We start from the raw sequence: 16,955 nt of genomic DNA on the forward strand, positions 1-16,955 counted from the left end.
GAGAGCAAGCGGTGTTTGAAATCCAGAACTACGCGAGCTTCGTCGCCGCGATTCTCGTCTTCCAGTTGATTCCCGGTCCCGGCACGCTGGCCATTCTCAACGCCACTGCACGCAACGGCATCGCCGCCGGCATCGGCGCCGTCCTCGGCACACTGCTCGGCGACATGGGGTATATGGTCGCGGCAATTGTCGGCCTGGCCGCCGTGATGAAGGCAAACCCTGCCCTTTTGCAGGGCCTGCAGTGGTTCGGTGCCGCTTATCTGGGCTGGATGGGGCTGCAACTGTTGCGAAGACCGCTTGCCAGTGGCAATGGCGACCAGGAGGCCAGAAAAAGCGCCTGGGTGTATTTCCGGCAAGCCTTTGCGGTCAGTCTCACCAACCCGAAGGTGATGCTCTTCTTCGTGGCCTTCTTCCCCCTCTTTCTGCGCGCCGACGCCTCCGCCCTGACGCTTGGCGTGATGATCGCGCACGTGACCCTCCTCAGCTTTCTCTACCAGGCCGGCCTGGTGCTGCTTGGCAACGCGGTCGCGCGCAGACTGAGGACGCTGCCGCTGCTGCGCACGCTGGCGACCCGTCTGGCGGGCTCGGCCCTGCTCGGTTTCAGTGTCAAACTGGCACTCGACAATCGCTGACACAGGCTACGCCACAACAAGCCCCAAGAGCTAGGGCGTGTCATCGATTACCGGATCCTCCCTTGCCGACTGCTCGCGCAGTATGCTGCACTACATGCCGTTCAAGAAACAGGATGTCGATGCCTGGGTGCGCGCGGGTGGCGCAGCGGCCAGTAGCGACGATTTTGAAAACAGGGAGGGTTCCAGTGGCTAGGGTCAAGGCAGCAAGCTCCGAACAGGGCGAGGAGATGAGCGATCTTGCTCAGGCGGAGCAAGAGACGGAAGACAGCGCGCTGGAAGAAGGCAAGGTCTTCGACTACATCACCGGCAATCCTGTCAAGGACAGCGAAAGAGAGCGTGTGCGGCAGCGCATTGCGCGCGCCATCATCCATGAATATGGCATTGCTGCCGAGGACATGGAGCCGGACTACGGCGTGAAAGTCGCGGGGCGAAACAAGAGAATCGACATCGCCATCTTCCGTCCCGGCACCCCGCACGAGGACCAGAATCTCTATCGTGCTGTTGCCGTGGACAAGGAGCCCAAGGTGGGCACCAAGGGTGCCTATCGCATGCGTGACCCGGACGAGGCGCGCAAGGAATTCCAACTGCTTGAAGCGGTCATGGCCGAGGTCGAGACTTGCGAGTACGGACTGTGGACCAACGGGCTGGAGTTCTTCTTTTTCCGCAAGGAAGTCACTCGCTTCGATACCCGCTTCAAACCCATCGCCGACTGGCCGATGGGCGACGAGACCATTGGTACCCGTGAAGGCGCGTCGCTCGCCAGGATGCGGCGGGCCGATCCGGTCATGCTGCGCACGGCTTTCCGTCGTTGCCACAACTACATCCATGGCAACGAGGGCATGCCCAAGGACGCCGCCTTCTGGCAGTTCCTCTACCTCATCTTCTGCAAGATGTACGACGAGCGTCGTCTCGGCGAGCAGCGTGTCTTCTGGGCCGGCCCCTACGAACCGTTCAGTCCCGAAGGGCAGAAGGAAATCCGCCTCCGTATCGTGCCCCTTTTTGAAGCGGTGAAGCGTGCCTACCCGGACCTCTTCAAAGGTAACGAAGAAATCACCCTGTCTGACCGGGCACTGGCGTTCATCGTTTCCGAACTCTCACGCTACGACTTTGCGCGCACCGATGTCGATGCCAAAGGTGCGGCCTACCAGGAGATCGTCGGTACCAATCTGCGCGGCGATCGTGGTCAGTACTTCACGCCGCGCGGCGCGATTCGGCTGGTCATCCAGATGCTTGCCCCGAAGGAAAGCGAACGGTTACTGGACCCGGCTTGCGGCACGGGTGGTTTTCTGGTCGAGACACTCAACTATCTCAACAAGGTTTTTCACGACGAAAAAAACGTCAGGCCCGGCGACGAGGATACCCAGGAATTCATTTCGCTGCGCGACCGTCTGGCCGATTTCGCCGCCAACAAGCTCTTCGGTTCGGACTTCGATCCCTTCCTCGTTCGTGCCGCGCAGATGAACGTGATGATGGCCGGCAATTCGCTTGGCCACCTGTACCACATGAACTCGCTCGAATTTCCCGTCGGTCACCTGCCGGGCGTCAAAGCGGCGAATGACACGCTTCGCCTCGGAAGCGTGGACGTCATCGCCACCAATCCACCCTTCGGTTCGGACATCCCGGTGACCGAGCGAACCATTCTCGAGCAGTATGAACTCGCCCGCCGCTGGGTACGCCAGGGCGATGGCTTCGTCATGACCCAGGCGATCAAGCCCGCCGTTTCACCCGAGGTGCTGTTCATCGAGCGTTGCGTGCAGTGGCTGCGGCCGGGCGGCCGCATGGGCATCGTTTTGCCGGACGGCATTCTCGGCAACCCCGGTGACGAGTACATCCGCTACTGGATTCTGCGTCATTGCTGGGTGCTCGCCAGCATCGACCTGCCGGTCGAGTCCTTCATCGTCGAAGCCAACGTCAATATCCTCACCAGCCTGCTGTTCCTCAAGAAGAAGCCCACGCAGGAGATTCAGGCCAGCGATCTGGGCAAGAAGCAGGATTACCCCGTATTCATGGCCGTTGCCGAGAAAGTCGGTTTCGACCGCCGAGGCAATGTGCTCTACAAGCGCCGACCAGACGGCGAAGAGATCCTCGTCGACAAGACCTATGAAGAGAAGGTGCGCATCGGCGGCAGGCTGGAAGTGCGCACCCTGCACCGCAAGGAGCGCATCCTCGACGATGACCTGCCGGACATTGCCGCCGCCTACGCGGAATTCCGCGCCAGGCATCCGGAGCCCGGGCAGTGATCACGCGGCTGGAAGCGATCCGCTACCGCTGCTTCGAGCGGCTGGCGATTGATCTGAGTAATTTTCAGGTCATCGTTGGTGCCAACGGAGCGGGCAAGACCACGCTGCTCGATCTGCCGGTGTTGTTCGGTGATTTGTTGCGCGCGACGACGGTCGGCTCCGCCTTCAGTGACAAGCGGCCGGACTTTCTGCCTCGCACGGGGGATCTGCGCGAGATTCTTTTTGCCCGGCGCGGTACCCGCTTCTCTCTGGCTCTCGAGGCTGCTCTTCCGGAAGGCGTCGCCAACGATGTTCGCAATGGCGCCATAGCCCGCCTGAAAAACCAGAGAGCGCGCGAAGCGTTCAGTTCAAATGAACAACGCTGGCCCACTCACCTGCGCTACGAAATCAGCTTCGAGCTGGCTGATGGTGGGCCGCTGCACGTTCGCAACGAGTATCTATTCCTGTTTCCGAAGGCTTTCGCCCCTGAGCGCGCGGCTGTCGAACTGCATGGTGCACAGGCCGAACATAACAGGAACTGGTTGACGGTACTGAAGCGCGACAGCATATCGGGCACCGAAATCAGTCCGGAATCGCCAAAACGACGGCAAGGAGGTTCGGGCAAGATTGATCTCCCATCCACGGTATTGGCCTTGCCGCGTGTTCTGTATGAGTCGAGCAGCGAATACCCGGCAGCGCGCTGGCTCTACGAGCTGCTGACCGGAGGCGCGGTTTTTCTCGACCCCAATTGGGCTGAAATGCGGCAGGCTAGCCCGCCTGGTCAGCCGCGAACCGTCATTCCCAGCGGCCGCAATATCCCGTGGCTGGCGTTCGACCTCAAGCGCCAGGGCGCCGGCGGATCTGCGGCAGCCGACTATCGCAGCGAGAGCTACGCGGACTGGATTGATCACGTGCGAACCGCCTTGCCGCAGGTTGTCGACATCGACGTACGTGAGCGCGAAGACGATCACCACGCTTATTTCGTGCTGACCTACCGTGGCGGCTACAGCGTGTCGTCCTCCGGACTGTCCGACGGAACCCTGCGTATCCTGGCGTTAACGCTGCTGCCCTACCTCGCCAGGCAACCTGTCATCCTGGTGACGGAGGAACCCGAGAACGGCCTCCACCCCTATGCGATCGATGCGGTGTTGCAGTCGCTCTCGTCGATGTACGACAGTCAGGTGTGGATATCTTCACACTCTCCGGTGGTGCTGGCCAGCACCAAGATCGACCAGTTGCTGTGCGCGCGGCTGGCCAGCGCGGGTGGAGTGGAGATGGTCGCCGGCAGCGATCACCCGCGTCTCAGGGAATGGCGTGGCGGTATCGACCTCGGCAGCCTGTTCGCGGCCGGGGTGCTCGGATGAGCGACCACAAACGGCCCTGCGTCATTCTGGTCGCCGACAGCAACATGGCTGCAGCCTTCCGCGGCTACCTCACCCGAGACCAGTGGCACCGCAGTCTGGGCTGTGCCCCTTTCGACTTCAATCCCGATGTGGGTGGCGATCTGCTGGTGGACGAAGGGGGGAACGATCCCGGCGTCTACCTGCGCGCCCATGAACTGCTGCGACCCTACCTGAATACCCACGAACGTGTGCTGGTTGCGCTCGATTGCGAATGGGATGGGTCACCCGGCAAGCAGGCCATCGTCGATGACGTCAGCGGCCGACTGGTCAGCAGCGGTTGGCAAGCCAGTGCTATCAAGGTGATTGCCATCGAGCCGGAACTCGAGAACTGGCTCTGGCAGGACAATCCGCTGGTTGCCGACGCCCTGCGCTACCGTGGCGAGTCCGGTCTGCGCACCGTGCTTGCGCAGCAAGGATTCTGGCTCGCAGACGAGGCCAAGCCCCGGCGGCCAAAGGAGGCCGCGGAATGGGTGCTGCGGCAAACGCGCCGACCGCGCTCTTCAGCGATCTATGAAGAGATCGCCCGGCGGATCTCGATCAAAGGCTGTACCGATGTCGCTTTCATGGAGCTGAATGCTGCGTTGCAGGAATGGTTTCCGGCTGAGGTGCCTACATGAAATTCGCAAGCTTCAGGAATGCACGTGTGGTGCGGTCGGATTGGCTCGAAGAAGGTGGCAGGCGGCTGGATTGCAATCCCTATATGTCGGGGGCGCTTGAAGCGCGGGATGCTCTAAGACTTCTTAGCGAAAGGAAGGACAAGCTTGCGGATGTCACCACTGGCATTTTCGACTCCGGAAGGGAGAGTCGGAGCTGGGTCGATGATCGTAGATACGGTGTTCCGTTCATGGGCAGCTCAGCGATCGGCTTGGCTGACCTATCAACTCTGCCACTGATTTCCAAGAAGCAAGTGGAGCGGAATCCACGGCTGCTGTTGAAAGAGTCCTGGTCTCTTATTACGCGCTCTGGGACTATTGGCCGAATGGCTTACGTTCGGCCAGATATGGCCGGCATGGCATGTTCTGAGGACGTCTTAAGAGTAGTGCCGGATGAATCCAAGATTTTGCCGGGTTACCTCTATGCCTTTCTCTCCAGCAAGTATGGCGTGCCGTTGGTTGTGGCTGGCACTTATGGCGCGATCATTCAGCACATTGAGCCGGAGCACATCGCCAACCTTCCTGTACCGCGTTTTGGCCATGATTTCGAGAGGAAAGTCGACTTGCTGGTGGCTCAAGCAGCGAACAAACGAGATAAAGCGAATTACATTCTCCGTGAGGCCATTTCCGAGCTGATCAGCACGCTTAGGCTTGCAAATCTACGTGCGGTGCCATCATCCACGCCCTTTTCCGTCTCGATTGCGCCTGCGGTAGACGTGCAATACCGACTGGATGCATTTTTTCACAGCAGTTACCATCGGCAAGCAATAGCAGCACTGGAATCCAGCGGGGCAGATCTCTCTCCTCTGCGGAGTGTGGTAACTGGCATCGAAGAGCCGAACCGTTTCAAACGTATCGTGCTGGACGGTGACACGGCAGGGATTCCGCTGTTTGGTACTTCAGCAATCTTCTGGAATGATCCAGAACCTTCCTATCGATTGCCCTCAAGGCTTGCGGCGCATTGCATAGTTTCCCGAAAAACGCTGCTTGTTCCTCGTTCGGGGCAGCTTTCTGGAGTCATCGGCCGTACCGTGCTCCCTTATGGTCGAATTATTGGCGGCGCGGTTTCTGAGGATGCCATTCGGATTCATTGTCACTCCGAAGAAGACGCAGGGTTCCTTTTCGTCTTCTTGTCTTGTGAATGCGGCATTCGACAGCTCAAGGCGAGAGCATTTGGTACGTCCATACCTCACCTTGACGTTCGCCAGATTGGTGATTGCACGGTTCTGGCCCGCAGCCATCCACTCTGGAAACGGTTAGGCCATCGCGGCTTGAACGTCTCGGCGCTACGAAGTCAGGCAATTGATTTGGAGAATCTGGCAAGGAAGATTGTTGAAGCTAAAATCAAATCAGAGGAAGACTGATGGCCAAAGTGATCCCCATCGGCCAGCCAATGAACGATGCCGAGCGCATCGCCATTGCCCACCTGCGGGATCACTTGCCGGACAGTTTCGTCCTGTGGCACAACTTCGAACTCGAACGCCAGGGCGAGCGCTTCGAGATCGACATCGGCCTGCTGGCCCCGCATGCCCTGTACCTGATCGACGTCAAGGGTACGCGTGGCAGCATCGATGTCTACGGTCCCCGGTGGTATCCGGAAGGCCGCGCGCCTTATCCTTCGCCGCTCGCCAAGTTGCGCAGCCATTCGCGCGCCTTCAAGGGGCTGATCACCCAGAGTCACCCCGGGCGAGCGGAACTGGAGAACATCTACGTCGATGCCGCGATTCTGCTCACGGCGCCTGATGCGCATGTGAACGACCGGGCTGGGATGGACGCGCCCGCGGTGGTCAAACTCAAGGATGCCGAGCGCTACTTCAAGGATGCGACGAGCATCCCGGCGCGCTTCTCCAGAAACATCCTGGCGCAGCAGTCGTTGATCCTGCATGCGCTGCGAGTGCTCAAGCCGGCCTCGGCTGTGCTGCGCTTCGGTCACTGGCAGGTGACGGAAAAGCTCGGCGCCGCCGATGCCTATACCGAATACCGCGCCGAGAATGCCTTTGCCGGTGGCACGGCGCGCTTGCGCGTGTATCAAGCCGATCCGTATCAGCCCGAAGAGGCGCGCAAGGCGCAGGTCAACCGTATCACCAACGCCTATCGAGCGCTCTCACGGCTACCGCTGCACCCCAACATCGTTGCCGCGCGCGATTTCTTCGCGACCGACGACGACCGCGCATTCATCCTGATCCTCGACGATGCGTCAGGGCAGGCACTGACCGTACATCTGGCGCGACCGCAACTGGCGCTGACGCTCGACCAGAAGTGGCGGGTGGCGAAAGACCTGCTGGCGGCGCTGGCCCATGCCCACCAGCACGGCGTCGTGCATCGCAATCTCACGCCGGGGGCGATTCTGATTGGCCAGGATGGCACCACCCGCATCACCGATTTCGACTTCGCGAAGCTGGGCGTGGATCGCAGCCTGACGATCGCGGATTCGATCATTGATCTGGTGGAAAAGGCCTATGTGGCGCCCGAGGCGTATCGGGCGCCGGAAGTGGCGAACCGTGCTTCCGATGTGTTTTCCGCCGGGGTGATTCTCTACGAGTTGTTCACTGGCGAGCGTCCGTTTGATGGTGATCCAACGCGTGTCTTCGACACCGACGGCGTTTTCCCGGTGCCGCCTTCGCAGTTGCGGCCGGAATTGAATGGAGCCTTCGATGCCTGGTTGCAGGCGCTCTGCCAGTTCGACGAGGCGCAACGGCCGATGGCCTTGGCGGCCCTGGCGGCGCTGAATGCCCTCCTCTCTCCCGCCTTGGCCCCCGTAGCCGAACCGGCGTCAGTATCGACGATGGTTCCGCCGGAGCCCGAAAGCGATGTGGATTTCCGCAACCTACCGCCGGGTTATGCGCTGACCCGGACCTATGTTGTCGAAAGGAAGCTTGGTCAGGGCAGCTTCGGCGTGGTCTACAAGGTAATCGACACGCTGGGCGACGTGCCGCGAACGGTCAAGCTGATTCTCCACGATCGCCATTCCACGTACGAGCGCCTGAAAAAGGAATACCGCAATCTGGTGCAGATTCCCGAGCATCCGCATGTGGGGCGGGTGCTCTACGGTGAGGTGCTGCCCGGCAGCGATGTTCCCTTTCTCGTCTTCGAGTACGTCGAAGGCGCCGACGTGGCCGACATGATCCAGCAGCATCTGCTGGCGCCGGACGATGCGCTCGAACTCGGCAAACAGGTGATCGATGGGCTGGCCCACCTGCACGCTCATGGCTTTCACCACTGCGACATCAAGCCGCGCAATCTGTTGTGGACGCAGAAGGGGGCGAAGATCATCGACTTCAACGTCTCGGTGCGCGCCGACAACCGTGACGCACGCGGCGGCGGCTCGCGCCGCTACTTGCCCCCGGATTTTGACCCGGAGGTCATCCCGCATAACGGCGAGCGCGCCGATCGCGATCTCTACGCGCTCGGCCTGACGCTCTACGAGGCGCTGACCGCTCGTTATCCCTGGGAAACGAGCGAGCCGCCAGCGAACCGACCGGCACCCGATCCGCGCGAGTTTTCCGGCTTTTCCGACCTGGCGCCGGATCTGGTGACCGTACTGCTCAAGTCGATTGCGCCGCGTCGTGCCGAGCGCTTTGGCTCGGCGATCGAGTTCGGCGACGCGCTGCGCCAGGTGCGTCACGCTCGGCGCCGGGTTCCGGGCATGGCGCCGGTGAATGTGGCCACGACCTCGGGTGGACCGGGAGAGACCTCGAACAGCAACCCCTTCGTCTCACACCTGATCACGCTCTATAGCCAGAGCCGACGCAGCAATGCGGGTACGCGCGGCATGGATGCCCTGGGACACGCGGCCTATGTCGATACCGCCCTCGACCGGGCACTGTTGCCGGCGGTGCTGGCCGGCGAGTTCCGTCTGGTGCTGATCACCGGCAATGCAGGCGATGGCAAGACGGCGTTTCTGCAACGACTGGAGAAGGATGTTGAAGCACGCGGCGGTGCGGTGGATCGTGGTCTGCCCAACGGCAGCCGCATCGAGCTTGCCGGTCGCCGCTACCTGATCAACTATGACGGCAGTCAGGATGAGGCGAGAAGGACAACAACCAGGTGCTGGTCGATTTTCTCGCGCCCTTTGCCGGTCGGGATCCCACCCACTGGCGGACCGACGAAACGCGACTGATCGCCATCAACGAGGGGCGGCTAGTGGATTTTCTGGCTGCCCACGAACCTGATTTCAGCGCACTGAGTGCGCTGGTTCGGCGGGGTTTTGCGACCGGACAGGCGGAATCCGGCGTGGTGGTGGTCAATCTCAACTTACGCAGTGTGGTGGCCGATACGGCCTGCGGTTCAATTCTCGAGCGGACGCTGCAGCGGATGACGGAAACTCAGCACTGGTCGGCCTGCGAGCAGTGCGATCTGCAGGCGACGTGCTACGCGCTGCACAACGCGCGCAGCTTCCAGGATGAGACGGCTGGCCCGCGGCTGATCGAACGGCTCAAAATGCTTTACACCATGACGCACCTGCGCGGGCGCTTGCACATCACCATGCGCGACCTGCGTTCAGCGCTGTCGTTCATGCTGATCGGCAACCGGGACTGCGCCGAGATGCATGCGCTGTATGCCAGCGGTCAGCATGGCGACATCGCCCGCAGTTATTACTTCAACAGTTGGCTGGGTGGCGGCCAGCCGAATGGGGATCGACTGGTGTCGCTGCTGGCCGAGGTCGATGTCGGCCGGCAGGAGGATCCGCGCTTCGATCGCAGCCTCGATTTTGTGCGACCCGATGACCGCGCGCTGTTCCGTTTCGAGCAACGGGGCAATTTCGACCAGGAGGTATTGAAGCGCTTGTTCGAAGAATTGCCGCGTGGCGTGTCCGGGGCGTCGGTACGCCAGCGGGCCCAGCCCCATCGCGAGTACGTAGCGATGGCGCGGCGCCGATATTTTTTCGAGCGACGAGACCTCGGCTGGGAAAGAATGCTGCCTTATCGCTCCGCGAAGCGGATGGCGGACATCGTCCGCGGCACCGAGCCCGCTGCGCCCTTGATTGCCGAACTGTTGCATGCCATCAATCGGGGCGAGGGCCTGCAGCGTCCCGCTCGACTGGGCGGTCATCTCGCCCTGCAGTTGCGACAGGTCGAGCATGGCACGGTACGTACCTACCGACTTTTCCCGGCCGAGCGCTTCGACCTGGAAGTGCAAGCGCAGGGGATGGGGACCTCCGAAGAGCGATTTGTCGAACATCTGCCGACCGGGCTGGCGCTGCGTTTTGTCGGTCAGGGGACCGATGCCATTGCCAGCGAGTTGATCATCAAACCTGTTGGCCGAAGACATCCAGCGTCTGCTGTTCTACCGGCCGTTCATGCCGCGCGCGGTCATGGTGGATTACCTGAAGCTGCTGCTGTCTTTTCACCTCGCTCTCTATCACCTGCGTCTGCTTAAATTGCTGCCTGCCTGGCAACGCTTGCAGAACGCGAATCCGCTGTGTTCGGAGTCGGCCTGTCCGATGAAGCCTCGGCAGTTGCGAGAACCCCAGGGCGACTGTCCTCACCGGCCCGGTTTGTTCGTGGACCTGACAGGCAGCGCCGAATCGGCGACGGTGGCGATTGCCGAGCGCTCTGCCGATGCTTGCTACCGAAGGATTCCGTCCTTTGTCCGGGCGTACTTTGCCGCGAAAAATCTGGATGAGTTCGCCGACTATCTCGTGGCACGCAACAAACTGATTCGGGGTCTGAACAGGCACTTCTCGGTGGGTGAACTGTTTGCTCTGCAGGCCGAGCCTTACCGGGAAGAGCGTGAGAAATTCTTCAGTGGCCGTCTCGCGAATCTCCTGGATTCGCTGAGGGATGATGCCGGCGGTTGGGATGAGGAAACGACCGCCTTGTCGAAAATGGGGCTTTCGGATTTCGAAACGTACATCGAAATTCTCTTGGCCCAGCGCGGGGCATTTCACCGCCGTTACATCATTGAATCTCTCGATTCAACGATGTTGAAGAACCGCTCCGGTGCCCTTCTCGCTCAGTCACGGGCCAAGAATGCGCCGCGGCGATTTGTGCTCGACAGCCGTTTGCTGGAAGTGCTGCTGCAGATCGCCGTGTTGCGTGTTGGCGAGACCGGCTACCACACTGCCGAGATGCGGATTGACGATCTGCTGACCTTTCTGAGAGAGCGCTACGGGCTGTACATTGATCAGTTGCCCCTTGATGAAGGATTCCCGGCGCCATCGATTGATGATCGAAAGGCGTTGCGGACCAACTTGCAAGCCTTCACTGCCCGCTTGCGAGAGATCGGCTTTTACCGTGACCTGTCCGATGCCTACGTGACTCAGACGGTTGTGCCACGCTACACGATTGCAGAAAAGCGAGCGAAGGCATGACTCAGGGACTGCGCGAACTGACTAGCCAGGAGCTGAACGTCGCCCTGGAATCTGTCCTGCTGCCGCGTTTCGCGGCAGTGCTCGGCAAACGGGAGGCGGGGCATTGCATGCGGGTGACGGACCTCGACCGTGACTTGATGGTGCGTCTGTGTGGGGGCCTGCGCAGCCTGGTTCCGGGCGCGACAGTCGTGGTTCTCGCCGACGAAGCCCTGCGGCAGTCGGCCCCGAACATCGCGGTATCAAGCACCAAGCTGGTGGAACTTCGGAACCCCTTGCCCAACGATGAGTTGCGCGCCCCGCTGCTGGTCTTTGTACCGAACGACCTGCGCGCTTCCGCCGAGGACTCTTTCGGCGTAGCCACGTTCGAGGAGATCTCGATCGATGACGCCTATGGCGACCTGGTCTCGTGCTTGCTCGCGTCGGTGCCGGCGCCAATCAAGGGTGCGGTCGAGGTGTTGCTGGAGGATCTGCAGAGCGAGGGCAGAGCCTGGCGCTTTGCTGATGAGGCGTCGGTCGCACGTTTTCTGCTGACCGCACAACTCAATGACTTCGATGCCCAGGCCATTGGTGCGGCCTTGTTCGAATTGGGCCTGGTGCCCGATTTTGAACTGCTGTCAGTTCCGGATCGTGCGCCGGCGCGTGTGGCGCGCAATCGGGAGTGTGTTGAGCGTGTGACCTGGTCAGCACGCTCCGAACGGGCGCGGGCACTGGAGCTCGGTTTGATGGATCCTGCCTATTGCCGGCAGATGGGGGACTTCTTCTCGCGTGTGGGTCTGGCTGATCCGCGAGAATGGACGCACCAGATCGTCAAGGATCGAGCCAACTGGCCTTTGGCATTCAACCGCTGGGTTTTCGCGGATGGCGGAATCAGTCCGGATGCGATCTACATCGGCGATGTGGAGCTTCCCGATCTGCCCTTGGTCAAGGCGGATGAGACCGATCCGCGCCTGACTGATCTGATTGGCCATCGTGTCTTGCCCATCTCCAGGACGGGTCAGAAGAAGTTCAGCGTGTCTTTTCGCGTTGAGCCACAGCCTTCGAAAGTCGAAGGCCTGAGCCGATTCGTCGCCGAGGTGGTGTCTCGGGATAATGGTCCGACCGGCCTGCGTCGCCGAAAAGCGGCATGGACCAGGGCGACGGACGCCGCCACGGTCGCGTTTTCCTCGATCGGCAAGATCGACTGGGAAGAAGGGTGGCACTTCGTTCGTGTCTACGCCGAGACGAAGGATGGAGATCGCGTCGCGCTCTTGAATGAAGCCGGAGAGTCGCTTTCCCGGGTGGTAGACGGAGAAGAGGCCAACCGGCCCAATGAAAGCGATTTGTTCTACGTTGTAACCGACGACGACGTGGAAGTCGAGCCACCACAGCGGGCCGTTCCTCGCGAGCACAGCTTGTCGCATGCGCTGTTTCAGGCGCGCTTCAGAGCAGTGGTGCAGGAGCGTGATCCGGAAGCCATCACGGTATCGGCTTGCGCCTGGGTCGAACGGCAGGCAAGAAGCAGGACGGTCGGTTCGGATACGCTGGAGATCAGGCTCGGCAAGGAAGGTAAGGCGAACGTGCTGATATCCAGCCTGCTTGCCGATATCGAACGTCGATTCCTTGCCGATCCGGTGGCAGTCAATCGTTTGCGCCTGGAAATTACACCTGCCAGAGGAGCCAGCCTGGCAACGCTGTCCTACAGCTGGCCACAAACCGTGGAATGTGGTCGTTTCGTCGAGGCTCGGCAGCATTTGTTCCAGGCCATCCTGCGCGGGGATGAACAATTGATCCTGCAAGGAAGCGATCTAATTGGACTGCGAGAGCCGGCGGAGAATTATGCCAGCGCCTATGTTGATTGGCTTGAGGCGGCAATGGTAAGAGCTGCGTCAGCCGATGCGGTGACATCGAGAGATGCTTTCGAGGAGTTGCGCGGTGCGCTGACAGTCGATTCCGTGGTGCTGGTCATTGATGACTATCGCGGTCGAAGGCGCGAGGCGGTATTGCTCGGGCCAACCCATCCGCTACGCATCACCTGGCACACGACCTGGGCACATCTGGCGCAGCAATGGCTGCAACAAGCCCGGCAGGCTGATCGTGAGTTTGTGGTGTCAACACGCGACGCCGTCTTGAAGCAGCTTGCGCCGGTAGGCTTCCCGCCAGTGCTGTTGCAAAGCGATGAGCTGGGCCGCACCGTATTGGCTGTGGATAACATCACACCGTTCTGGACACTCTATGCGTCTGCCGACGAGAATGACCCACGGGGATTGATCGGCGAGGTGTGTACTGCGCTCAGCCTGGCGGAACCATCGGTCGGCGGTTCGATGATCGATGCCGATTATCTGGTGGCTCGCGTACAGCGCTATATGATCCAGCACCCTTATGTCAGAACGCTGACCATCAATGCCTTCAATGCAGGGCGCGCTGCCGTGCTCGCCGACGTGCTGGTGGGCATGCAGAGAAATTCTCAGTTTTCCGATCTTCGTTACGACGTCCGCCTGTTGGTTCCCGATCCCGACGCGCCTGGGACTGGTGACGCGCTGAACGAGCTTCTTGCTCCCGACTCGGCAGTTACCGGGCGCGAGGTGGATGCTTTTGCCACCCCTACCGAAAGCCATCTGCAGCCGAAGCTGCGGCTGGCCATCCGTTCGATCGAGGAGTTTCGCAAGGCGCCAGATGAGCATGCGGCACATCTGAGTTTCTTGTTCGATCTCTTCCCGGCGGAGGAAATTCGGGCGATTGATGCCGGCGCGTCAGAGGAGTGCGCCTTTGTCCACGGATTGGTACAGCCTTATGCCGTGAAATACCGCGAGGACGAGCAGTCGATTACCTGGCTGAGGCAGCCGCTGCATGGGGGTGCGCAGGCACTGGAAGATGCCGAGGAACTCACCGATCTCGTGGCCACCATGTCGCGCCTGCTGTCGGTAGCGTTGGCCAGCGTATCGCGTTCTCAGGCCTTGCCCAACGCTCGTCCGGTGATCGCGCTGTCTCTCTCGGCCGAGCAACGGGCCATGCTGCATCAGGTGCACGAGGTAAGCGATTGGGTTCTGACGATGGATCGGAACCTCGGCATCGAGTTCTTCGACCATCGGCGCCATCCCACTCGTCCGGATTATCTGATCGATCATTCGCCTGATATGGCCAATGCGATGGGGCATCGTCTGGTGATCACGTCGCGCTCGGTGGCAGAACTGGAAGCCCTGCTGGTACCGCTATTGGCCGACTATGGGTTGCCGAGCAGCGGCAAACATGCCTTGGTGATGCTTGATCAGCTACGCTCGCTTTCCGGGCGCCTCGCACTGAAGCTGCTTTCGTCGCCGACGCAACGCGCAGAGGCGATGGGCCTGGCGCTGTCGCGCTTGTTCCTTGAACATCAGGGCGTTTTCCTGAACCAGATTGTTGTCCCGCTGGATGCGCATCTGGAGTTGTACAGTGCTCTGCGCCAGAACGCGATGGAACTTGGCGATGAGGTCAGCTTCCGTCGCACCGACCTGGCGCTGTTCGACCTTGATCCAAATGGCCGAATGATCACCTGCCGATTGGTGGAAGTGAAATGCTACTCGCAGCTTGGCGACGTGGCAGCCTATGAGCAACTCAAAACGTCTATTGCCGAGCAGATTTCGCAGACCGAGCAGGTCTTGTCGTACCACTTTGATCCGCATCGCAAAGCGATTGATCGGCCCGATCGCCCGATCAAGAACTACGATCTGGCGTCGTTGCTCGGGTTTTACCTGGAACGTTCTGAGCGCTACGGCCTTGTGATGCCGGACGCCGCCGAGGAGGCGCGGTATTTCTTGCGTCACCTCGATGATCTGCCCTATCGCTTGCAGTTCACTCGCAGCGCAATCGTCTTCGATTTCAGGAAGGTCGGTACCGAGACACCAGAGGTGGATCACGGAATCGAGTACTACCGGATTGGTCGGGACCTGATCGAACAGCTGGTGGATGCGGCGGTGGTGGAAACCGAGTCTTTGGTCACTTTTGCGCCGGCTACGGGGCCGGATGTGACGAAGGAGATCACACAGGAGTTGGTACGTCGACGCAGCCTGGCCCCTGGCGTACCGACCTTCGGCAAGGCGGCGTTCGTAAGTCTCGGGCGTGATCGCACAGTGTCATGGGACGGGGGCGATCGGCAGTTCTACCCTAAAGGGGTGGACCGCAGCCTGGTAGTTGATACGAGGTCAACATCCGTGGAATCGGCAAAGGCAGTGCACGATGTGCCTCAGTTACCGTTGGGCAAGGTATCGCGTGACCGCGCCGAGGTGCAGGCGCCGGTGGCTGTCGCGTCGCCAGATTCGAGTGCAGAGCCCGTGATTTCGGCTAGCCAGTCGGCATTCGATCACGCTGTATCGAAGAGCCTGCCGCCTGCCAGCACCGCCGAATACGACATCATGCTGGGGACTACAATTGCCACCCCTCAGTATGGCCTTCTCGGGGAAGTTTCCGGTCGCAAGGTGGCGTTGGATCTGAACCAGACGCATACGATCAGCCTGTTCGGGGTGCAGGGCGGTGGCAAGAGTTACACGCTCGGTCTGGTGGCCGAGATGGCCTCGTTGATGATTCCGGGGATCAATATTTTGCCAGAGCCCTTGGCAACCGTGATCTTCCATTACAGCCCGACGATGGACTACAAGCCAGAGTTTACGTCGATGGTCGGAGCGAATTCCGTCAAGGAACAGGTACAGCAGTTGCGAGACACTTACGGTGCCGAACCTCGGGCACTTGAAGACGTCGTTCTCCTTGTGCCGGCTGACAAATTGGACGAGCGACAGGCAGAGTATCCGGACATCGAGGTGTTGCCACTGCAATTTTCAGCAGCGGAGCTGAAGGCTTCCCACTGGAAGTTCCTGATGGGTGCGGTAGGCAATCAGGCGACCTACATACGGCAGTTGATGCGCATCATGAAGTCGATGCGTGACCACATCACGCTCGATGGATTGCGCAGCGGGATTGATACCTTGTCGGTTCCAGACCACCTGAAGGACCTGGCACGTATGCGACTGGATTTGGCCAGCGAGTACATTGATGATGCCGCGTCACTGACCGATGTGGTGCTTCCGGGTCGCCTGGTGATCGTGGACCTGCGCGATGAGTTCATCGAAAAGGATGAGGCGCTTGGCCTCTTCGTCGTGTTGCTCCAGTTGTTTGCCGACGCACGGGTGGATGGGCGTAGCTTCAACAAGCTGGTGGTTTTTGACGAGGCGCACAAGTACATCGAGAGCCCGGATCTGGTTGCCGGATTGATCGCGGTCGTCCGTGAAATGCGGCACAAAGGGGTGAGCATCATGGTTGCCAGCCAGGATCCGCCTTCGGTGCCCGTCAGCCTGATCGAACTCTCCAGCCAGATCATCATGCACAAGTTCAACTCGCCGGCATGGTTGAAGCATATTCAGAAGGCCAATGCGGCGCTGGCCAACCTCACACCGGAGCGGATGGCGGCGCTGAAGGCGGGTGAGGCCTATGTCTGGTCCAGCAAGGCAACAGACGAGTCGTTTTCCAAAGGTGCCATGAAGGTGCGTTGTCGACCACGGGTAACCCAGCATGGTGGGGCGACGAGGGTTGCTGTTCTGGAAAAGAGTCAGTAATGGAGCAGCAATTCTCATTGTGACTCAAACAATGGAGCGAGTTCGCCGGAAAGTGCCTTTCTGCCAGCCATGAGTGGGGTCCAGTCCCTGAATCTGGCTCATTCGCAGATGCTCGGTGGGAGAACAGAAGGCCACCTTGACCAACATGAGAATTGCTGAGCAACGATGCGGAAC

The 16,955-nt window shown here is 60.4% G+C and carries 9 protein-coding genes; all 9 read left to right on the top strand.

The features are described 5' to 3' along the window. Positions 1–11 precede the first annotated feature (11 nt). The gene (locus tag V5B59_RS15430; protein WP_034910788.1) at positions 12–632 is read left to right on the top strand and encodes a LysE family translocator; all 621 of its coding nucleotides are present in this window, start codon (positions 12–14) and stop codon (positions 630–632) included. Between the two features lie 37 nt (positions 633–669). Next, positions 670–825 (top strand): hypothetical protein, encoded by a 156-nt coding sequence (locus V5B59_RS15435; protein WP_169069937.1) that lies wholly within the window; start codon positions 670–672, stop codon positions 823–825. A 34-nt stretch (positions 826–859) separates the two neighbouring features. Beyond that, a complete protein-coding gene (gene mads2 / locus V5B59_RS15440; protein WP_332352198.1) occupies positions 860–2,872 on the top strand; it encodes a methylation-associated defense system DNA methyltransferase MAD2 in 2,013 nt (670 codons plus the stop codon). Beyond that, on the top strand, positions 2,869–4,215 hold the full coding sequence (gene mads3, locus V5B59_RS15445) for a methylation-associated defense system AAA family ATPase MAD3 (RefSeq protein ID WP_169069936.1): 1,347 nt from the start codon (positions 2,869–2,871) through the stop codon (positions 4,213–4,215). Before mads2 ends, mads3 begins: the two co-directional genes overlap by 4 nt. Then, positions 4,212–4,871 carry a methylation-associated defense system protein MAD4 gene (gene mads4 / locus V5B59_RS15450; RefSeq protein ID WP_034910899.1) on the top strand — a complete coding sequence of 220 codons (660 nt, stop codon included), beginning with the start codon at positions 4,212–4,214 and terminating at the stop codon, positions 4,869–4,871. Before mads3 ends, mads4 begins: the two co-directional genes overlap by 4 nt. After that, positions 4,868–6,271 carry a methylation-associated defense system restriction endonuclease subunit S MAD5 gene (gene mads5 / locus V5B59_RS15455; RefSeq protein ID WP_288131698.1) on the top strand — a complete coding sequence of 468 codons (1,404 nt, stop codon included), beginning with the start codon at positions 4,868–4,870 and terminating at the stop codon, positions 6,269–6,271. Before mads4 ends, mads5 begins: the two co-directional genes overlap by 4 nt. Beyond that, positions 6,271–9,027: a methylation-associated defense system protein kinase MAD6 gene (gene mads6 / locus V5B59_RS15460; RefSeq protein WP_169069935.1), complete on the top strand. Its 2,757-nt coding sequence runs from the start codon at positions 6,271–6,273 to the stop codon at positions 9,025–9,027. Before mads5 ends, mads6 begins: the two co-directional genes overlap by 1 nt. Next, positions 8,955–10,286 carry a hypothetical protein gene (locus V5B59_RS15465; RefSeq protein WP_169069934.1) on the top strand — a complete coding sequence of 444 codons (1,332 nt, stop codon included), beginning with the start codon at positions 8,955–8,957 and terminating at the stop codon, positions 10,284–10,286. Before mads6 ends, V5B59_RS15465 begins: the two co-directional genes overlap by 73 nt. 930 nt (positions 10,287–11,216) lie before the next feature. Then, positions 11,217–16,781, top strand: a complete 5,565-nt coding sequence (gene mads8 / locus V5B59_RS15470) for a methylation-associated defense system ATP-binding protein MAD8 (protein ID WP_332352018.1) — start codon at positions 11,217–11,219, stop codon at positions 16,779–16,781. The last annotated feature ends 174 nt before the right edge of the window (positions 16,782–16,955 follow it).

Source organism: Candidatus Accumulibacter contiguus (assembly GCF_036625285.1).
GTDB lineage: Bacteria > Pseudomonadota > Gammaproteobacteria > Burkholderiales > Rhodocyclaceae > Accumulibacter > Accumulibacter contiguus.